General features: G+C 52.7%; 13 protein-coding genes. 5 read left to right on the top strand and 8 right to left on the bottom strand.

The window, feature by feature from the left end; genetic code table 11:
• Nucleotides 1-57: 57 nt before the first annotated feature.
• Complete coding sequence (locus CX650_RS10335) at nucleotides 58-765, bottom strand: oxidative stress defense protein (protein WP_101055971.1); 708 nt, start codon at nucleotides 763-765, stop codon at nucleotides 58-60.
• A 233-nt stretch (nucleotides 766-998) separates the two neighbouring features.
• On the opposite strand from CX650_RS10335, the gene rimO reads away from it, so the two are divergent.
• A complete protein-coding gene (gene rimO, locus CX650_RS10340; protein WP_039033558.1) occupies nucleotides 999-2,423 on the top strand; it encodes a 30S ribosomal protein S12 methylthiotransferase RimO in 1,425 nt (474 codons plus the stop codon).
• Between the two features lie 37 nt (nucleotides 2,424-2,460).
• On the opposite strand, the gene CX650_RS10345 is transcribed toward rimO, so the two are convergent.
• A complete protein-coding gene (locus CX650_RS10345) occupies nucleotides 2,461-2,685 on the bottom strand; it encodes a ribosome alternative rescue factor ArfA (RefSeq protein ID WP_101095744.1) in 225 nt (74 codons plus the stop codon).
• Nucleotides 2,686-2,871: 186 nt separating this feature from the next.
• On the opposite strand from CX650_RS10345, the gene CX650_RS10350 reads away from it, so the two are divergent.
• Nucleotides 2,872-3,726, top strand: a complete 855-nt coding sequence (locus CX650_RS10350; protein ID WP_101095745.1) for a substrate-binding periplasmic protein — start codon at nucleotides 2,872-2,874, stop codon at nucleotides 3,724-3,726.
• Between the two features lie 91 nt (nucleotides 3,727-3,817).
• Complete coding sequence (locus CX650_RS10355; protein ID WP_101095746.1) at nucleotides 3,818-4,165, top strand: hypothetical protein; 348 nt, start codon at nucleotides 3,818-3,820, stop codon at nucleotides 4,163-4,165.
• A 96-nt stretch (nucleotides 4,166-4,261) separates the two neighbouring features.
• Here CX650_RS10355 and pmbA read toward each other — a convergent pair whose 3' ends face one another.
• A complete protein-coding gene (gene pmbA / locus CX650_RS10360; RefSeq protein ID WP_101095747.1) occupies nucleotides 4,262-5,605 on the bottom strand; it encodes a metalloprotease PmbA in 1,344 nt (447 codons plus the stop codon).
• Between the two features lie 148 nt (nucleotides 5,606-5,753).
• On the opposite strand from pmbA, the gene yjgA reads away from it, so the two are divergent.
• Complete coding sequence (gene yjgA, locus CX650_RS10365; protein WP_039033562.1) at nucleotides 5,754-6,287, top strand: ribosome biogenesis factor YjgA; 534 nt, start codon at nucleotides 5,754-5,756, stop codon at nucleotides 6,285-6,287.
• A 417-nt stretch (nucleotides 6,288-6,704) separates the two neighbouring features.
• On the opposite strand, the gene acnB is transcribed toward yjgA, so the two are convergent.
• Nucleotides 6,705-9,302, bottom strand: a complete 2,598-nt coding sequence (gene acnB, locus CX650_RS10370; RefSeq protein WP_101095748.1) for a bifunctional aconitate hydratase 2/2-methylisocitrate dehydratase — start codon at nucleotides 9,300-9,302, stop codon at nucleotides 6,705-6,707.
• A 392-nt stretch (nucleotides 9,303-9,694) separates the two neighbouring features.
• Here acnB and hxpB point away from each other — a divergent pair, with 392 nt between their 5' ends.
• Entirely contained in the window at nucleotides 9,695-10,357 is a 663-nt protein-coding gene (gene hxpB / locus CX650_RS10375) for a hexitol phosphatase HxpB (protein WP_101095749.1), read from the top strand.
• A 58-nt stretch (nucleotides 10,358-10,415) separates the two neighbouring features.
• On the opposite strand, the gene CX650_RS10380 is transcribed toward hxpB, so the two are convergent.
• The 4 genes from CX650_RS10380 to lpdA form a co-directional block, all read right to left on the bottom strand.
• Nucleotides 10,416-12,470, bottom strand: coding sequence for a M13 family metallopeptidase (locus CX650_RS10380; protein ID WP_101095750.1), 2,055 nt, complete (start codon nucleotides 12,468-12,470; stop codon nucleotides 10,416-10,418).
• Between the two features lie 142 nt (nucleotides 12,471-12,612).
• Entirely contained in the window at nucleotides 12,613-14,829 is a 2,217-nt protein-coding gene (locus tag CX650_RS10385) for a patatin-like phospholipase family protein (RefSeq protein ID WP_101095751.1), read from the bottom strand.
• An 88-nt stretch (nucleotides 14,830-14,917) separates the two neighbouring features.
• Nucleotides 14,918-19,246, bottom strand: coding sequence for an EAL domain-containing protein (locus tag CX650_RS10390; protein WP_229799872.1), 4,329 nt, complete (start codon nucleotides 19,244-19,246; stop codon nucleotides 14,918-14,920).
• 284 nt (nucleotides 19,247-19,530) lie between these two features.
• Nucleotides 19,531-20,961, bottom strand: a complete 1,431-nt coding sequence (gene lpdA / locus CX650_RS10395) for a dihydrolipoyl dehydrogenase (RefSeq protein ID WP_071476775.1) — start codon at nucleotides 20,959-20,961, stop codon at nucleotides 19,531-19,533.
• Nucleotides 20,962-21,008: the final 47 nt, after the last annotated feature.

The following is a 21,008-nucleotide window of genomic DNA, read 5'->3' on the forward strand; positions in this document are numbered from 1 at the left end:
ACGGTTAAAAAGCGCTTTGCCCCATCAGCGAGCTACCGGCTCCCCCAAATGCTTACTTCAGTCACGCAGCTTGTAGCTGACCTCGACCCTGTCGGAGAAAGTTACCTGGCCATACTCATAGCTCTGGTTGATAGCGCCTTCGGCCATCATGGCGGCCTTGTACATCACAGGACGCACCGGGCCTTGGTCGAAATAACGAATCGACCAGACGCCATCGAGTTTCTCGCCGAATCCGGCTGCCAGCTCACTGGCCTTTTGCTTGGCATCTTCAATGGCCGCCTGCCGCGCCTGCTTGCGCATCTCGGCTTCTTTACTGGACTTAAGGTTAATCTGGTTCACCTTGTTGATCCCGCCTATTAGCGCCGAGTCCAGTATGGGGTTGAGCTGATCCAACTGTTTCACCAACACTGTCACACTGCGACTGGCGCGATAGCCCTTGAGCTCGGGCGCCTTGTCCTTGAGGTAAACATACTCAGGTTGCAGATTCAGATTGGCGGCGGCAATCGACTCCTTGGCGACCCCAGCCTTGAGCAGGCGCTCGATAAAAGCGGCCACCGCTTGGTCGGATGCGGCCTTGGCCGCCTTGGCATCAGATTCGCTTAATGACACTTCAACATTGATTTCGGCCATATCGGGCTCAACCTGTATCTGGCTGACGCCTGTAGTTTCCAGCAGAGGTCTATCCTGGGCCAGTACCGAGTGGCTCATCAGAGTAGCGGGTAACAGTGCGCCTATCAGCGCCAGATTCAGCAGAGATTTTTTCATCTTGGTTCTCCAAAAAGTTCGCTTCGTTGACCATAGAAACGCAGCCAGCTGACAAAAGGGTTAAAAAATCAAAAAATTTTTCAACGACGTTTTGAAGCGGCAACCGAGATGGCAACATAGAACATAAATTAACCAGCCCAACTGTACCTTTTCTATGGCTGAGGTATAATCGCCGCCAATTTTACCGGCACCCAAGCGTGCTCCATCAGCTTTAGCATTGCGGAAAACAGCTCTTGAAGAAATCAGTCGACATTTTTGATCCCAAGCAGACCACGACTCTGGACACTCCGGCCAAGACTCTGGCACAGGAAAACAGCCCTGCCGAGGCCCAAACCAGCGGCAATCGCATCGGCTTTGTCAGCCTGGGCTGCCCCAAAAACCTGGTGGATTCCGAGCGGATCCTCACCCAACTGCGCATCGACGGCTATGAGGTTACCAACAGCTATGACAATGCCGACCTGGTAATAGTCAACACCTGTGGCTTTATCGATGCCGCGGTGGAAGAATCGCTGGATGCCGTGCGTGAAGCGCTGGAAGAAAACGGCAAGGTGATAGTCACCGGCTGCCTGGGCGCCAAGGAAAACCAGATCCGCGAAGTGCATCCGGATGTACTGGAGATCACCGGCCCCCACAGCTATGAAGCCGTGCTGAACCATGTGCACAAATATGTGCCCAAGCCGGAGCACAACCCCTTCACCTCGCTGATCCCGCAAGCCGGCGTTAAGCTGACCCCCAAGCATTATGCCTACCTGAAGATTTCCGAAGGCTGCGACAACCGCTGTACCTTCTGCATCATTCCGGCGTTGAGGGGCGATCTGGACAGCCGCAGTGTCGGCAGCGTGCTGGATGAAGCCAAACGCCTGGTGGAAAGTGGCGTTCAGGAAATTCTGGTCGTCAGCCAGGACACCTCGGCCTACGGCAAAGACAAGGGCGGCCGCACCGATTTCTGGAACGGCATGCCGGTGAAGCAGGATATCACTACCCTGGCCCGCCACCTGGGCAAGATGGGTGTGTGGGTGCGCCTGCACTATGTCTACCCTTACCCTTGGGTCGATGAGCTGATCCCGCTGATGGCCGAAGGACTGATCCTGCCCTATCTGGATCTGCCACTGCAGCACGCCAGCCCTCGCGTGCTCAAGATGATGAAGCGCCCCGGCCGGGTCGACCGCCAGTTGGACGCCATCAAGAAATGGCGTGAAATCTGCCCGGATCTGGTGATCCGCTCAACCTTTATCGTCGGCTTCCCCGGTGAAACCGAAGAAGATTTCGAAATCCTGCTGGACTTCCTGCGTGAAGCAAGGCTGGACCGAGTGGGCTGCTTCAAGTACTCGGAAGTCGATGGCGCCGTGGCCAATACCTTGGCCGAGCTTATCAGTGAAGAGGTCAAGCAGGACCGCTATGAGCGTTTCATGCAGGTGCAGGCCGAGATCAGTGCCGAGCGGCTGGCGCGCCTGGTAGGCCGTGAGCTGGATGTCCTTATCGATGATGTGGACGAGGAAGGCGCCATTGGCCGCTGCTATGCCGATGCGCCTGAAATCGACGGCATGGTATTCTTAAACGGTGAAGTGGAACTAAGCCCAGGGGACATGGTGCGCGCACTGATCACTCATTCTGATGAGCACGATCTGTGGGCCGAACTGGTGCAGATGCCGGAATAAACTCTCCCAACACCTTGAAGAAATCTTTCTTGAGGTGTCAGCCGGGTGAAAAGATTAGAGTCATAAAATCAAAAGGGGCAACACCCTGTTGCCCCTTTCCATTGCGTCCTTTACGACTGTATGATCCTTTGCCCTTCTTCGGCTTCTCGCTGCGACAGCGAAACAGTGAACTGGTCACCACCGCCTTGAGGGCGTTATCTTTGATCTGTCCACGACCGGATTCATGTTCCAGCAGTGCGGTCTGCTTAATATGTTTGGCCATATCGGCTCCTTATTTCAATTGGATAAGACTTGCCCGGCCATACCGGACAAAAATCGCGCAAATACTATCCTCTTTTATTAAAATAACCAAGTATCGGCTCCAGGAAAATATCACGAGTATTTTACCTATGCTATCAACCCGCCTCATCATTCAACCTGCGTCAGCCCCACCCGAAGGAGTTATTCTGTGATCATCAAGTTCAGTTTGACACTGCTGGCACTCGCTTGTTCACCACAGCTGCTTGCCGCAGAAACCTGTGAGTTAACCATGGGGTATCGCACCAATGCCCGGCCACCCTATATTGCTCAGGCGCCGGATAACAGCGGCCTCTATCTCAGCCTCTATCAAGAGGCAGCAGCGAGAATAGGTTGTAGTCTCAAGGTGGTGCGAGCGCCGAAAAAGCGTATTCTACGGGAAATAGCCAAGGGTAGTATCGACTTTTATCCCGGCTTGGCCTTCTCCAAAGAGCGCCACAACTACGCGCATTTCATCGTCAACGGCCTATCTGAACGCTATATCGGCGTCAGCCGCAACGACTTGAGTGACATCACCTCACTGCAGCAATTGGTGGATAAACAATTGGTGCTGCTGATCTCCCCCGGTAGCTATCAACTGGGTGGTTTACCGAACAAATTGATAGTGCGCAAACCACCGGATATGGGCACAGATTCGGCGATAACCTTTCTCAAACAGCATCAGGGGGATTTCTATATCTACGATGAATCTACCCTGAGATACTGGCTGCAAAATCATCCTCAGCACGGGCTAAAACTACATCCCAACTGTTGCGATAACTGGCGGCAAGGACACCTGGGGTTCTCACGCAATAGCCGTTACTTCAGCGCCGAAGTAAACCCCAATTATGTTGCCGCCAAACCGATATCCATTGGCAACAGCCCTTGGGAACTAAAGTCAGGCAGCATAGCCTACGCGCTGCAGCAAGCCTTGTCTGAAATGGCCAACAGCGGTGAAACCAAGCGGCGTTATCAAGACTATATGCAGCAAATATCACAGCCTGCTGCGGCGCCTTGGTTTCCTTAAGCTGAAACAAGGGCTCATAGTTACGCTGGTTCAGCCTGAGTCCAGCATGCCAGGAGTACACTGGCGTTTTGGGCCGCGAAGAGTTAATCAGATGTTTTCCCGTAAGCCGTTAACGCCACAGGCACAGTTGGACTTGGCCATGAACTTGATGGCCGAAGAGGAACAGCACTTGAAAACCGCGCTGGAACTGGTGCTGAACAGTAGTCAACAAGCGATAAACAAGCGCCTGCAGCGGGCCAAAATTGATGCCGAAATCTTCCCGCCGATTCACCGGGACTATCTCAATGCCATGGCACTGCAATATATGTTCACCATCTTGCATCAAGGGGATGAACACAGAGCCCACAGTATCTGCAATAACTTAAAAGAGCTCAGCCAATATCTACCACTCAACTTTGAGGATAGTGACTCGGGTGAGGAAGCATATCACCCTGCATGATGCCCAATAAGCCCATAACGTTTTGATAAAAATGAACATGCCAAAAAGCCCGCATTGACAGCGGGCTTTTACAAGCGTTTTTAGCCGTTTCCCGGCTCAGTTACCGGCTATCTTCATCTCATCGAGCAATATTGCCCCGGTACGGATGCTGGAGCGCAGATCCCTGTCGCTGGAAACCGCCTGCATGGAGCGATACATCTGCTTCAGGTTACCGGCTATGGTGATCTCCTCGACCGGGAACTGGATTTCGCCATTCTCGACATAGAAGCCGGCGGCACCACGGGAATAGTCGCCGGTAACCATATTCACGCCCTGACCCATCACCTCAGTGACTATGAGCCCGCGGCTCATGGAACGCACCAATTCATCAAAACTGTGGCCGGTATCGGCCAGCGTCCAGTTATAGATGCCGCCGGCATGGCCGGTATTGACCAGTCCCAGCTTGCGCGCCGAGTAACTGGTCAGCAGATAACTCTCCAGTGTGCCGTCACGGACTATGTCACGCTCACGGGTCGCAACCCCTTCGCTGTCATAGTTGGCACTGGCCAGAGCGCCTTTGAGATGCGGCTGCTCGGCAATGCTGAACCATTCGGGGAAAATCCGGGTGTGGATAGCATCCTGCAGGAAGCTGGACTTGCGATACAGGCTTGAGCCACTGATGGCGCTGACCAGATGTCCCACCAGACCTGTGGCCACTTCCGGCGCAAACAGCACGGGCAGTTTGCCGGTTGCCAGTTTGCGGGCACCGAGACGGGCAACCGTCTTATCGGCGGCCTTAATCCCCACCTGCTCCGGGCTCAACAAGGCGTCGAAGCGGCGGTTGATACCATAGTCATAGTCGCGCTGCATATCGCCGTTGTCTTCGGCGCCAATCACCACACAGCTGAGGCTGTAGCGCGAACTGCAGTAACCCTGCAGGAAACCATGGCTGTTGCCATAGACCTTGACGCTGTTGTGGGCGTTGGCACTGGCACCATCCGAATTCTTGATCCTCGGGTCTCTGTCCAGCGCTGCGGTTTCGGCGCGAATGGCCAACTCGGCCAACTCTTCCGGGCTGGTGTGACGGGGATGATAGAGATCCAGATCGGGAAAATCTTTCGCCATCAACTCAGGATCGGCCAAACCGCTGGCAGGGTCTTCACTGGTATAACGGGCGATACCATCGGCGGCCTTAACCGCTTGGCGAATCGCCTCCGGCGACAGATCCGAGGTAGAAGAGCTGCCCTTATGTCCATCGCGATACAGGGTGATCCCCAGCGCGCCATCCTTGTTGAATTCGACCGTTTCCACCTCCTTGAGGCGAGTGGAAACACTCAGGCCCTGTTGCTTGCTGATGGCCACCTCGGCAGCACTGGAGCCCAGGCTATTGGCATACTCCAGCGCCATTGCCACCGCATCTTTCAACGCACTCAGTTCACTATCAATAAAATTTGCAGACACAGGTTTACTCTTGAATTGGCTAAACTGCCCCTAGCATAACAAAAGCCGGCTTTATTCACATAACCACGACAGATCAATTTTGCTGCCGTAGAAGACGAAGCGCCAAGGGGGATGCTACAATCAGCGCCAGTATCAGAGGAAAGACTTTATGAAAATAGTTGGCGATTCAGAGCATTTTAAACAGCCTTATGATGAGGACGAGGACTATATCAGCAAGACCTCGCTCAAACGCGACAGTGAAGAGGCTCAGGATCTGGGCAAACAGCTGGCAGCGCTGAGCAAGAGTCAGTTGGCCAAAATTGAGCTGGGTGAGTCCCTGTTTGATGCCATCATGCAAACCAAGAACATCAAGCCCAATACCGAGGCCTTCCGTCGTCAGTTGCAGTTTATCGGCAAGCTGATGCGCAACGAAGATCTTGAGGCGATTCAAACCTCACTAGAGCGGGTGCTGAACAAGAACAACGAAGCGGCCGCCAAGGCTCAGGTATTCGAGAAGTTGCGCGACCGTTTGCTCAATGGTGGCGATGCCGAAGTGCAGTCCCTGTTGGAAGAACACCCGCAACTGGACAGGCAAAAACTCAGGCAACTGGTGCGCCAGGCCAATAAGGAGCTGGCCAAGGGGCCTCAGTCCAAGTCCTCTGCCGAGTTGTTCAAGTATTTACGCGGCGAACTGGAAAACTAATCCCGTAATTCGCACTGTATAAAATCGCCGCTCTTGAGTTTAATGTTATGTATCAGCATTAATACTCATATAGTCAGCGCGGCGATATATTCTTCTGTTTAGGTGCCAGTTTATCACTGTGATACTCTGTCACCGAACAGTGAGTTGCCCCATCACCTACTCCCTATCCCATATTGGCTTAGTCCACTTCTTCATGATGTGAATCAAGGCGTGATCACATGCAGCAAACCGCTTTGTAAGCTTGATCCTCTTCCAGTGAGAGTTTCACGAGGAGCTATTCGCATCCACCCGAACGCTTCAGCTAACATAGAAAAAACCCCACTAACAAAGTTAGTGGGGTTTTACGTCAGTTCCCGGGAACCGCTAAGCCTCTATAGCTATTGGCATTGAGTGCCATAAGCTGACTTAGGTTATTACTTAAACCGCTGACTGGAAGATCACTTCACCGGCTTTCTTGGTGTAGGCCTCCAGTTGGTCGAAGTTCAGGTATCTGTAGGTATCGGCCGCTGTTGCGTCCAATTCCTTGGCATATTCCTGATACTCTTCAGGGCTTGGCAAACGTCCCAGTAGCGCCGCAACGGCAGCCAACTCGGCAGAGGCCAGGTACACATTGGCACCCGTACCCAGGCGGTTCGGGAAGTTACGGGTAGAAGTCGACACCACGGTCGCACCATCGGCAACCCGTGCCTGGTTACCCATACACAGAGAACAACCCGGGATCTCGATACGAGCACCGACACGGCCGAAGATACCGTAGTAACCTTCTTCGGTCAGCTGATCCTTGTCCATCTTGGTTGGCGGAGCAATCCACAGACGAGTCGGCAGCGTCTTGGCGAACTTGTCCAGCATCTTACCCGTGGCGCGGAAGTGGCCTATGTTGGTCATACAGGAACCGACAAACACTTCATCAATCTGGGTGTTGGCGACCTGAGACAACAACACGGCATCATCGGGATCGTTCGGTGCACACAGAATAGGCTCTTTGATCTCATTCAAATCGATCTCAATAACCGCTGAATACTCGGCATCCTTGTCGGCTTCCATCAGTTCAGGGTTAGCCAACCACTCTTCCATGCCCTTGATACGACGCTCTATGGTACGGCGGTCGCCGTAGCCTTCGGCAATCATCCACTTGAGCATGACTATGTTGGAGTTCAGGTACTCGATGATAGGATCTTTATCCAGCTTGATGGTACAACCGGCGGCAGAGCGCTCGGCAGAGGCATCAGACAGTTCGAATGCCTGCTCAACCTTGAGGTGCTCCAGACCTTCGATTTCGAGAATACGGCCGGAGAAGATATTCTTCTTGCCCTTCTTCTCAACGGTCAGCAGCCCCATTTCGATGGCCTTGTGCGGAATCGCATGCACCAGATCACGCAGAGTGATACCAGGTTGCATCTTACCCTTGAAGCGCACCAGCACAGACTCAGGCATATCCAGTGGCATAACGCCGGTCGCGGCGGCAAAAGCCACCAGGCCGGAACCTGCAGGGAAAGAGATACCGATTGGGAAACGGGTGTGCGAGTCACCACCTGTACCTACGGTATCAGGCAGCAGCATGCGGTTCAGCCAGGAGTGAATAACACCGTCACCTGGACGCAGGGAAACACCGCCGCGGTTCATGATAAAGTCAGGCAGAGTGTGGTGCGTATTCACGTCAACAGGCTTGGGATAAGCGGCAGTGTGACAGAAAGACTGCATGGTCAAATCTGCGCTGAAACCGAGACAGGCCAAGTCTTTCAGCTCGTCACGTGTCATAGGGCCGGTAGTGTCCTGAGAACCGACAGAAGTCATCTTGGGCTCACAGTATTGGCCGGGACGGATACCTTCTACGCCACAGGCCTTACCTACCATCTTCTGCGCCAGGGTGTAACCCTTGCCGGTATCGGCAACGTCACCTGGACGCACGAAGACATCGGAGGCTTCCAGACCCAGAACTTCACGGGCCTTGTCGGTCAGACCGCGGCCGATGATCAATGGAATACGGCCACCGGCACGCACTTCGTCCAGCAGTACATCAGTCTTGAGTTTGAATTCAGAGATCACTTCGTCGCTATCGTGACGGGTCACTTTGCCGGCATAAGGATAGATGTCGATAACATCGCCCATCTCCATGTTGCCCACATCCAACTCAATCGGCAGAGCACCGGCATCTTCCATGGTGTTGAAGAAGATAGGGGCTATCTTGCCACCGAGGCAGAAACCACCGGCACGCTTGTTGGGCACGAATGGAATATCATCACCCATAAACCACAGCACAGAGTTGGTCGCCGACTTACGGGAAGAACCTGTGCCAACCACGTCGCCCACATAAACCAGTGGGAAGCCCTTGGTCTTGAGTTCTTCAATCTTCTTGATTGGGCCTACTACGCCTGGCTGATCCGGCTCAATACCGTCGCGGGCGTTTTTCAGCATCGCCAAGGCGTGCAGTGGGATATCGGGACGCGACCAGGCATCAGGAGCCGGAGACAAGTCGTCGGTGTTGGTTTCGCCTGTAACCTTGAATACGGTCAGAGAGATTTTCTCGGCCAGCTTGGGACGGCTGAGGAACCACTCGGCATTGGCCCAGGACTCAACCACTTGCTTGGCATAGGCGTTACCCGCATTCATCTTCTCAACCACATCGTGGAAGGCATCAAACATCAGCAGGGTGTGGGACAGAGCCTTGACCGCCAGTGGGGCCATCTGCTCGTTGTCCAATTGGCGGATCAGGGGTTCGATGTTGTAACCGCCCTGCATGGTACCCAAGAGTTCCAGCGCACGCTCGGCGCTCAGGATTGGCGATTTCACCTCACCCTTGGCAACGGCATCCAGGAAACCGGCCTTAACATAGGCGGCTTCATCAACACCTGGGGGAATACGATTTTCGAGCAGGTTAAGAATAAATTCTTCTTCGCCTGCAGGTGGGTTTTTCACTAATTCAACAAGCTCAGCCACTTGATGTGCATCCAATGGCTTAGGGACTACGCCCTCAGCAGCACGCTCTTCGACGTGTTTACGATATGCTTCTAGCACGGCAACATTCCTCTTTGTTAGGCGCTCTTACGACTGCACGTCTTCATGAATGAAGCTGACAGCCCCACAGGATCGACCCGTAAATTCCGGCCTGCAGTATACTACAGCTTTGCAAAAGTATGAATGAGATCACACTAAGGCAACTGAGAAATCGTGGCAAAATCCCAAGGTCGGCAACACACTAAGCCCCTCATTAAACAAAGGAAATTAGACAATAGTTTGAAAAAATGATTTTTTCATTTAAATACAAATAATTAGATTATAGTAATCGAATTAAATTCAAACGCCTTCAGCCAAGCATCTCCTAATCTCCCCTGCCGGGATAATTTTGCATCCCGAGGCCGATTTTCGTTATCCTGCGTCCAAATCAGCGCCATTTTTGAGACTTTTCCATGCAAGCACCCGCAATACAGGCCGTTATTTTTGATATGGATGGGATATTAATTGACTCAGAGCCCGTCTGGCAGCAAGCCGAGTATCAGGTTTTTCAGCAGTTGGGGATGGCGGTCAGCCGTGAAGCCATACAGCAAACCACAGGTCTGCGAATCGATCAGGTGGTGGACTTCTGGTTACAGCGCTTTCCCGAGGTCAAAGTAGAACCTCAATATATCGCCGATCAAATCATAGCTGCAGTCATCGCCTATATCCGCCGCGATGGCAAGCCCATGCGCGGTGTTGTCGATGCCCTAAGCGCCTGTCGCAGTCGAGGCCTGAAAGTGGGCCTGGCCACCTCTTCCTCCTGGGATATTATCGATGCCGTGCTTGGCAAACTCGCCATCACAGAAGCCTTCGATGCAATACAATCGGCTCAGGATTTTCCGCTCGGTAAACCTCACCCAGAGGTGTATCTCTCCTGCGCCGCCAAACTGGCACTGCCACCAAGCCGCTGCCTGGCGGTGGAAGACTCTTTCAACGGCCTGATAGCCGCTCGCGCCGCCAATATGCAGACCTTGATAGTCCCGGCGGCCGAGCAGCGCCAGGATCCTCGCTGGGCCGCGGCCCATTATCAGCGTGATAGCCTGGAAGCCCTGCCGACACTGCTTGATACCTTGTAAACCGCCAGATACAAGAGAGCCAGGCATCTGCCTGGCTCTGTTTTCTGGATAATCCGTGTTACCAGATCTTCACTCTGTCCTCTTCCGACAGATACATCTTGTCAGTCGGCTTGAGGTCAAAGGCCTTGTAGAAACCTTCCACGTTGCGGGGAGTGCCCATGGCGCGGTAGTGGCTAGGTGAATGGGGGTCAGTCAGCAGACGACGTCCCAGCTCCTCGTCACGGTAGTTGCGGCGCCACACTTGTGACCAACCGACGAAGAAACGCTGATCGCCGCTCAGGCCGTCCATTACCGGCGCTTCTTTACCGTTGAGGCTCAGGTGATAAGAGCGCAGGGCAACGGTCAAGCCCCCCAGATCGCCTATGTTCTCACCCAATGTCAGGTCACCGTTGACGAACTTGCCAGGCAGAGCTTCAAACTGGCTGTACTGGGCCGACAGCTGCGCGCCGCGCTTCTGGAACTCTTCGCGGTCTTTGTCTGTCCACCAGTTGCGCAGGTTACCGTCGCCGTCATACTTGGCGCCTTGATCATCAAAACCATGGCTGATTTCGTGGCCGATCACCGCGCCTATGCCACCATAGTTCACCGCGTCATCGGCTTCCATGTTGAAGAAAGGCGGCTGCAGAATGGCGGCCGGGAACACGATTTCGTTCATCACAGGGTTGTAGTAGGCGTTCACCGTTTGCGGTGTCATGTGCCACTCAGTGCGATCGATTGGCTTGCCCAGCTTAGCCAGCATGTCCTGGTACTCAAAACGAGCATAACGCTGATAGTTACCCACCAGATCGTCGGCCTTGATCTCCAGATTGCTGTAGTCCTTCCACTTGTCCGGATAACCTATCTTGTAGGTAAACTTGGACAGTTTTTCCTGAGCCGCTTTCTTGGTCTCGGGTGTCATCCACTCCAGCTCATTGATGCTGACTTCAAAACCCTTGATCAAGTTCTTGATCATCGACTCCATCCGCGCCTTGGCCTCAGGCTGGAAGTGACGGGCAACATATTCTTTACCCACCAGCTCACCAATCACTTGGTCGGCGCCATCGACAGCTCGCTTCCAGCGTGGTTTTTGCTCCTGAATACCCATCAAGGTTTTGCTATGAAAATCAAAGTGCAGATCGACAAACTGCTGGCTCAGCAAGCCGGCGTAGGAGTCCACCAGATGGAATGCCAGGTAGTCTTGCCAGGCTGATACAGGGAACTTGCCGAACTCGGCGCCCAGCTTCTCAAAATAGGAAGGTTGACGCACTATCACGTCCTGAGTCTTGCCACTGAGACCAGCCGCTTTGGCGAAACCGTCAAAGTCAAAGCCGCCCATCAACTGCTGCAGCTCTTTCAGGCTCATCTTGTTGTAGGCCTTGTTGGCATCGCGGGACTCGACCCGGCTCCACTGGCTCTGGGCGATAAAGAGTTCAATGTTGGCGACATTGGCTGCAGCGGCATCGGCGTGCGGGTAACCGGCGGCGCTCATCAGCTTGCGGACATATTCACGCATCGCTTCGCGGTTGGCGACAAACTTGGGATCGTCCTTGAGGTAATAATCACGATCCGGCAGTGTCAGGCCGCTCTGGTATAGGTAAACCCCGTACTGGCTGGAATTCTTGGCATCGTTGTTAACGTAAAAACCAAAGGGGATGCCGGAGCCATCGGTCAACAGTTTGCCCATCAGCGCGGCAACATCGGCGTGGCTGGCGGTTTTGGCGATATCGGCCAGCTGTCCTTTGAGCGGCGCAATCCCCAGTTGGTCAGTCAGAGTGGTATCCATATAGGCGGCATAGAAATCGCCTATCTTCTGCTCCACTGAACCTTCGGCCTTATTGGGCTTGGCGGCGGCCTCTTCGATAATCTGTTTCAGAGCTGCCTGGCTTTCTTCGTAAAGCACAGAGAAAGCACCATAGTTGGATTTGTCGGCTGGAATTGGCGTAGTGGCCAACCACTTACCGTTGACGCTGTAGTAGAAATCGTCCTGATGACGAACTTGATGGTCAAAGTTCTCCAGCTCAATGCCAGAGTCTTTCTTGACTTCTGCTTGCGACTGCGGCGCTTGCTGGCTGGCACAGGAAGCCAGACCAAGGCTGAGGGCGATGCCCAATGCCAGGGTGCTTATTTTGCTCATTTTCTTCCCCGAATTTGTGATTGTTCAGATAGTTATATTGATACAAAGATACCAGCCTTAAACCTTAGCACTCCCTGTGACCAGTCTGTAGTGGATTTTTGTAAATAACTATGAACACTACAAACCAGGTCAACAATGAGCCTTAGAAGTTTTTGCCGAGAAACAGGTAAACCGCCTTTTCACCGTTATCACTGAAACCAAAGCCGAGCGCGGCAGGGCCCAGTTGGGTCTCTGTCCCCAGATACAAGCTGCTGGAATAGATGAGATCGTTGAACATCACATGCTCATCCAGGCCCCAAACGTTACCGGCTTCCAAACTGGCTCCCAGGTAAAGCGGGAAGTCCTTCATCCCCAGAGCATCACGACCGAGATCGTACTGATAGATGAAGGCACCGAACACCTTCTGGGCGCCGGCGATTGAGTTCTTATGGTAGCCGGAGAGATTAAGGAAACCGCCGAGGTCCGATACATAGAGAGTAAAGTTGCCGTCTTTATCCACGTTTGCATAGGATGCCTTACCCACAAAAGAGTGGCTGCCAACACTGACAACCCCTTTCCAGTCGGCCTCTATCTGCAGCGAGCGTTCAGCATCCGTCTTGAATACCCCTTCTCCATACTCCTCATTACGCAGGTAGATATTCAGAGTGAAGCGGTTACCCGAGGTGGGGAAACTTATGCTGTCCAGGGTATCGTAGCCGAGCTTCAAATAGGCGCCATAGGTATTGAACTTGAGATCATCGAAGAACGCCTCGTTGGAGACCACTCCCGACTCACCTGTCAGCCCCAGCTCAATCCGGCCCTGCTTGACATAGTTGTACCCCAAACCCAGGTCGACTCTGTGACTCTTGCGATCCAGCTCGAAGTAAAGCTTATTGGCATCAAACACATCCCAACCTTTGATCTCATACTGATATCGGGCGCGGGCATAGAACTGCTGATCTCTGTCCAGAGGCTGGTAAAATTCGGTACCGAGCAGCTTCTCAAAGCCCATCTTGAGCTCGTTGCGCCATTCACCACCGTTTTCGGTCAAGTCCGTCATGGTCACGGCACCATCCAGGGTCACTGCCGAATCCAGTGAGAAATCGTCCTCCCAATTCAAGCCAAACTGGAAATAGTTAGGTCCCCAAGACTTGGCCTTGGTGGTTACGGTTAACACTCGGCCTTCATCAGTATCCTGAAACTCGGCACTGACACGTTCAAACTTATTCAGTGAGTATAACCGCGCAATACTCTCGTCCAGTTGCTGTTTGGTAACTCTGTCACCCAATTCGATACCCAGAGTATCACCCAGCAGTGAGTCGCTGACCTTGGACCTGTTATCGAAAACTATCCGGGTAACCGGACGATCCAAGTTATCCAACCAATCACGACTGGCGTCGCGTTTTTGCCGGACATAAGCGCGGTATTCCTCAGGAGACACGGCCAACTGGCTCAATCTGTCGGTGTACCGTACGGCAGCTGTCACCCCGGCTTCCAGCGCCTTGGGCATATCGGCGAAATCTGTGGTGCTGAGGTTGTCGATAGCCGGGCGGATCAGGATATCGTCCTTGGTCAACAAGGCCTTCTGCCGCTCTGTGCTGGCATTGGTCAGCATGGTAGACAACTGGTCCAATACCGCTAAGGTGCCGTTAAGCTTCTCCCTTTTCACCAAAGGCGAACCTATATCGACGGCGATAATGACATCGGCGCCCATGGCCTTGACCACATCCACCGGCATATTGTTGGCAATACCACCATCCACCAGCAACTTACCATCGATTTCAGCTGGTTGCAGCGCTCCCGGCACTGTCGCTGAGGCCTGCATCGCCTGCACCAGGCTGCCACTGCTGATCACTACCGGCAGACTGGTTTCCAAATCTGTCGCCACCGCCCGATAAGGAATGGAGAGTTCATTGAAGCTGTTGAACTCACGCACCAGATCTGTGGTATTGCGATACAGTTGCGACATGGTTTGCCCAAGAAGTACGCCACTGGGCGACTGTACTTCACCATCACGGATACCAAGGTTAAGCGGAATATTGTACTTATCTCTTTGTTGCTTATCGCGGTAACTCATGGCCTGGCGCGGGATGGTGTCCGAGTACCCCTTGGACCAGTCCTCATTCATCATAATGGTTTCAATTTCTGTGGCGCTGTAGCCAAGCGCATAGAGGCCGCCGACATAGGCGCCTATGCTGGTACCGGCAACATAATCGACAGGAATATTGTTGGCCTCGAGCATCTTGAGTACCCCAACATGCGCAGCACCCTTGGCACCGCCGCCACTGAGTACCAGGCCTACCTTAGGACGTTCGGCCGCCACCGCAGCCACACTCAACAGAGTGCCAATCAAAACCAGTAAGCGCAGAGAGGGTTTCATACCTAGCAAGAGTTCCAGAATTAGAGTCGGTATATTCTAACAAAGAATTTACAGCAAAGAGAAAGTTCCAATAGGGTATAAACAAAGATCATAAATCGCACGTTTCGTAAAACCAGGATGCCAGTTCACCAGCAGGTACAGGCTTGGCAAAGTAGTAACCCTGAATGATATGACAACCTCTATGGGTGACCTGTTGCAGCTGTTCCCGGGTTTCCACCCCTTCGGCCACCACCTTGAGTTTGAGATTACGGGCCAACTCGACAATACTGCTGACAATCGCCTGATCGGCACTGTTGCCGGCAATATCTTTGAGGAAGGAGCGATCAATTTTCAGGGTATTCACTTCAAAGTGACGCAAATAAGCCAGCGATGAGTAGCCGGTGCCAAAGTCATCAATGGCCACCTCTATGCCGTGGGCTCTCAGTTGTCTCAAATGCTGGCGGGCAAGCTGCAGCTCTTTCATCAACACCCCTTCGGTGATTTCCAGCGCCAAATACTGGGCCGGCATTCCGGTTTCTTCAAGGATATCGAGCACGCCACTGATAAATTCCGGGTGACGGAAATGCACTGCGCTGACATTTACCGACAACTTGAACGGCTCCGCCGCACTCTTGCTCCAACGGGCCCCATCCTCACAAGCTTGGCGCAGCACCCAACGGTCGATAGCAATTATCAACCCACAGGACTCAGCCACCTTGATGAAAATATCCGGCCGTACAAAACCTTCGCTCGGATGATGCCAACGCAGCAAGGCTTCCATACCGATAAACTTTTGCTGCTGTTTTACATCAAACTGACCCTGGTAATAGAGCTCAAACTCGCCCTGCTCTATGGCGTGGCGTAAATCGGCTTCCAAACGCAGGTGATACAAAGCCTCGGCATTACGCTCACTGGAATAGTATTGGAAATTCCCCCTGCCTTCTTCCTTGGCGTGATACATGGCTTGATCGGCGTTCTTGATCAGCATCTCCGGTTGCCTGGCATCATCGGGCCAGATACTGATGCCGATACTGGTGGAAATAAAAAACTCCCGTCCATAGAGTTCAAACGGCTGAACTATCTGCGCCAACAGGCGCTCACAGAGGCGATTGAGCTTATCTATCTCGGCATCCTGTACCAGGATCACAAACTCATCACCGCCAAACCTACACAACACCTGCTCCGGCCCCATCACTGACTGCAGCCTATTGGCGGCCTCTATCAGCAGCGCATCTCCCATGCTGTGGCCGTAGGAGTCGTTGACATGCTTGAACCTGTCCAGATCCAAAAACAGCAAGGCTAGCTTATGTTGCTGATCTTTGGCCCCTTCGATTGCCTGTTGCAAACGGTTGGCAAACAGCGTTCTGTTCGGCAAACCGGTCAGCACATCATAATTCGCCAGGCGGCGCAGATCCGCCTCGGTGCGTTTGCGCTCAGTGATATCGGAAAACACCACCACATAGTGTTGCACCCTATCCTTGCGATCCTGCATCAGGGAAATATTGAGCCACACAGGACAGCGCGACCCGGCCACACCAACAATTTCCAGCTCGCCGGTCCAGGAATCTATCCCTTGCAGTAAAGTGGCGACTTTATCTTTATGGAAGTTTTCACTGACCACCAACTCGCCGAAGTGCCGTCCCTGCAGACTCTGCCTATCCTGACCTACTATCGACTCTGCCGCCCTGTTGGCGACCTTGATGACCTCATCGGCATCCAGAATAAACACCCCTTCTGAGGTGTTTTCAAATGCCTGCGCCAGCAGCTCTACCTCCTCTTCCAGTTGCCGCTTGATGGTGATGTCGGAGTAAATCCCGGCAGCCTTGAGCACCTTGCCGGAAACCGGGTCATGGCTGACCGGCCTGCCGCGCACCCTGAGCCAGCCCCAACTGCCATCCTGACGCATATAACGGTATTCAGACTCAAACCTGTCACTCTCACCTTCCAGCATCCTGCGCCATTCGTCCAAAGCGGCAGTCCTATCATCTGGATGCACCGGCAACTTATCTATTCCGATAAGAATAAAGTCTTCACCACTGCCCAGCACGCCGCCGCGATTATCCAGATGAAATTGGCCGGTATCACGGCGCCACTCCCAGAGATCCGATTCACTGCCCCTGAGCGATTGCCTCAACCTGTCATCACTCTGGCGCAGCGCCAGGTTCATGGTCATAAAACGTTGCACCTGACGCTGACGCAACAACACGATACTGAAAATCGTTGCCAATATAATGATTAACAACAACCCCTTGAACCACTGACTCTGCCACCAGAACTGGTCAACGGTAAAGGGAAAACGGAAGGGATCCGACTGCCAGATACCGTTGTTTTGACTGATCACTTCCAATTGGTAAGCGCCGGGAGTTAATCCGGAAAGATTAATTTGCGACTGATTTTCCAACAGTAAATAGTTAAGCTCATCTTCACCGGGGCGCCGCACACGATACTTTAGGCTGATAGGAGCATCATCCAGATAATCCATACTGCTCAGTTGAAAACTGAGCATTCTGGCTCCGGGAGCTATGAGTTGTTCAGGAGTAGGTACCAGACTCAGCTCTGTTTTATTGTCATAATAAACCGCAATCGACTCGAGAATGGCGCCGTGCTTTGGAACACGATTAACCATGCCGGCAACGTCCAACAGTATCACCCCATCCGGCGTACCTACATAGAGGCCCTGCTGCGGCTGATAGAAGTATGCCCCTTCGTTGAGTTCCTCCCCCAACAAACCGTCATCATTATTGAATACCTTGATTTCACCACTACTCTTTTCCTGACGGATCAGCACATAACTGCATCCCACAACTCGATAGTCGCCGCTATCCTGCAGAAAAAATACTGTGTTGCAGTCCAATTGCCATTCTTGCGTCAAACGGCGAATCTTCATGGTCTGCAAGTCCAGCTCTATCAAGCCTCCCTGGCGGGTGGCCAACCAGAAACGATCCGGGCTCAATTCCAACCACTGGCTCACGGTCGGCATATGCGGCAAGTCATCAAATACCGACGCCAATGAACGGAAGCCCCCGCCCTGCTCCAAATAACCGAAAGATTTATTGCCACCGATCCACAAGCGCTGTCGACTATCGCGATAGACACCATAAATCGCAGGATTATTGCCGCTGGACTCTGTATCCGGCAAAGTTTTTTTCTCTATCTTGCCCTGAGTCTGATCCCACTCATACAAACCGCTGCTGGTCGCAAACCACCAAAGGTTGCCCTCATTCAAAGCCGTGATCACCGTCTTGTGACTCAGAGACTGTCCGCTGCCGTTCCAATCCCCCAAAGGCTGCCCTTCCAGGGTCTGCTTATTCATCACAAATAAACCATTGGTGGTCGATAGCAACAGGTGATCCTGGTCCAAATTATCTATCTTGTAGATGCTGTCATTGACCTCCATCCCTTTGGGAAGCGTAGTTTGGCTCTGTTGGGTATTTCGATTGACGGCCAACAATCCCGAGTCGGTTCCCAGCCACAGCATCTCAGCGTCGGCCAGTATCGCCCACACCATGGAATCACTGAGCTTGTAAGGCTCCGAAGCGCTGAAACTATCCAGAATAAATTCCGGTGAGTCGGCTACCACTGCCAATGAATGCCCAGTGCCGCCAACCCAGATTAAACCATTGCTGTCCACCTGCAGGGCATTGATATATTCAATACCGGCCTTGAGCTTCAACTGCTCTTTATACTGTTTTAATTTGCGGCTGCTCGGGGACCATTTCAGCAGCCCCTGCTTACTGGCAATCCACAGGTTACCCTTGAGATCTTCAGTGATCACACTGGTGAAAAAAGGAATTTCGGCCACTGGCTCTATGCGGTTGCTTTCAAGGTTCACCCGATAGAAGCCTTTGCTGGCGGCCACCCAGATCCGCTGTTGGCTATCCAGAAATAAGGCATTGAGGCGACCATAACTACCCTGCCATGACAAGCGTTGTTTGACGCTGCCATTTTGTGACCTCAGCTCCACACCATAGGCGTTACCCAGCAGCAAGTTGCCGTTCTCAAGCTGCAAAATTTGACTCCATAGCAGGTCACTATCGTAGGGTAGGTCAAACAGTTTCTGCAGCTGCTGTAGATCCTGACTCAAGCGCCAAACCTGGCCTTTTTCGGTTAACAACAGCCAGTCACCGGCCGCCGATTGCAAGCTCTTCATTAAGCCGCCGCCCTGATACTCGGGAAACAGCTCATCACTGCCAAACTGACGGAAACGATTATCGGCTATATGGTAGAGATAGGCATGAGACAGTGTACTGACCAGCATCTGCTGTTGCCCCAGAGACTTGACCAGAGGCAGGTACTCATCAGCCATCCGCGATTCCAGACCATCGCGGTCCAAACGGCGGATATTGGCGTTGCTGAGGCGATACAATCCCTGTTCGGTAGAGAGCCAGATAAATCCCCGCTCATCCATGCTGATGTCGAGAATACTGGTGTTGATCAAACCATCCCTGGAAGAAAATACCCTTTTAACCAACTCATCGGCATCTGCCGATGCTGCCCCGAAAAAAAGGCTAAGCAGTATAGCAATAGCTACTGTTATTAGTTTTCTTATCATCGGTTGATGAATGACCTTGATGACCAGTCTTGAATGTACCAGCTAGACTGCCGAATTTCATCTTGTAAACAACAGTTCCTTTACAAGAATTGCACTTGATATAAAAAATCGGGCCCAGTCAACTGAGCCCGATTTCAATACTTCTTGGTGACAAGTCCCCAATCAGCAGATTACTTTTTCTTTTTTGCCTTTGGGTTTGGCAGATCTGTGATTGAACCTTCGTAGATCTCGGCCGCCAGCCCTACAGACTCATGCAGAGTCGGGTGAGCATGAATGGTCAGCGCCAGATCCTCGGCATCACAACCCATCTCGATAGCCAGGCCGATTTCACCCAGCAACTCACCGCCGTTGACACCCACAATGGCACCACCGATCACTCTATGAGTCTCTTTATCGAAAATCAGCTTGGTCATACCTTCGCTGGCATCGGAAGCGATAGCACGGCCACTGGCTGCCCATGGGAAGGTCGCGGTTTCGTAAGCTATGCCCTGCTCTTTGGCTTCTTTCTCGGTCAGACCAACCCAAGCCACTTCAGGATCTGTGTAAGCAATAGATGGGATAACCTTAGGATCGAAGAAGTGCTTCATACCGGCAATCACTTCGGCGGCCACATGGCCTTCATGCACACCTTTGTGAGCCAGCATTGGCTGACCAACGATATCGCCCACGGCGAAAATGTTGGCCACATTGGTACGCAGTTGCTTGTCGACATTGATAAAGCCACGCTCATCAATCTTGACCCCGGCCTTGTCGGCATCGATCAGCTTGCCATTTGGAGTACGGCCAATGGCCACCAGCACTGCGTCGTAACGCACTGGCTCGGCAGGTGCCGACTTACCTTCCATAGACACATAAATACCGTCTTCTTTGGCTTCAACTGCTGTTACCTTGGTTTCCAGCATCAGGTTGAATTTCTTCTTGATCTGCTTGGTAAAGACCTTAACCACGTCTTTATCAGCTGCAGGGATCACCTGGTCGAACATTTCAACCACGTCGATTTCACTGCCCAGAGACGAGTAAACAGTACCCATTTCCAGACCTATGATACCGCCGCCCATCACCAGCATCTTGCCTGGGATCTCTTTCAGTTCCAGTGCATCGGTAGAGTCCCAGATACGTGGATCTTCATGCGGAATGAAAGGCAGCTGAATTGGGCGAGAGCCGGCAGCTATGATGGCGTTGTCAAAGTTAACCACTGTGGTTTCACCGTCGGCACCTTTCACTTCGAGGCTGTTGGGGCCAGTGAACTTACCGAAACCGTTAACCACCTTCACTTTACGCATCTTGGACATGCCGCCAAGACCATTGGTCAGTTGGCCGATCACTTTCTCTTTAAAGCCACGCAGCTTGTCGAGGTCTATCTTTGGCTCGCCAAACACAACACCGTGATCCGATACCGCTTTGGCCTCTTCAATCACTTTGGCTACATGCAACAGGGCTTTGGAAGGAATACAACCCACATTCAGGCATACGCCACCCAGAGTGCTGAAACGCTCAACAATCACTGTCTCCAGGCCTAAATCTGCTGCACGAAAAGCCGCAGAATAGCCAGCAGGGCCAGCACCTAATACCACTACCTGAGTTTTGATTTCGTTACTCATTTTTTCCTCTGATTTCTTTCATTCCGTTGGGGACAGCCAGCCCAACC

Source organism: Shewanella indica (assembly GCF_002836975.1).
Lineage (GTDB): Bacteria > Pseudomonadota > Gammaproteobacteria > Enterobacterales > Shewanellaceae > Shewanella > Shewanella indica.

Bases quoted from the DNA above. Each gene is read 5' to 3' on its own strand.
- CX650_RS10385 (WP_101095751.1), bottom strand. From the start codon at position 14,829: ATGAAACCCTCTCTGCGCTTACTGGTTTTGATTGGCACTCTGTTGAGT.
- yjgA (WP_039033562.1), top strand. From the start codon at position 5,754: ATGAAAATAGTTGGCGATTCAGAGCATTTTAAACAGCCTTATGATGAG.
- lpdA (WP_071476775.1), bottom strand. From the start codon at position 20,961: ATGAGTAACGAAATCAAAACTCAGGTAGTGGTATTAGGTGCTGGCCCT.
- hxpB (WP_101095749.1), top strand. From the start codon at position 9,695: ATGCAAGCACCCGCAATACAGGCCGTTATTTTTGATATGGATGGGATA.
- CX650_RS10345 (WP_101095744.1), bottom strand. From the start codon at position 2,685: ATGGCCAAACATATTAAGCAGACCGCACTGCTGGAACATGAATCCGGT.
- CX650_RS10335 (WP_101055971.1), bottom strand. From the start codon at position 765: ATGAAAAAATCTCTGCTGAATCTGGCGCTGATAGGCGCACTGTTACCC.
- CX650_RS10380 (WP_101095750.1), bottom strand. From the start codon at position 12,470: ATGAGCAAAATAAGCACCCTGGCATTGGGCATCGCCCTCAGCCTTGGT.
- CX650_RS10355 (WP_101095746.1), top strand. From the start codon at position 3,818: ATGTTTTCCCGTAAGCCGTTAACGCCACAGGCACAGTTGGACTTGGCC.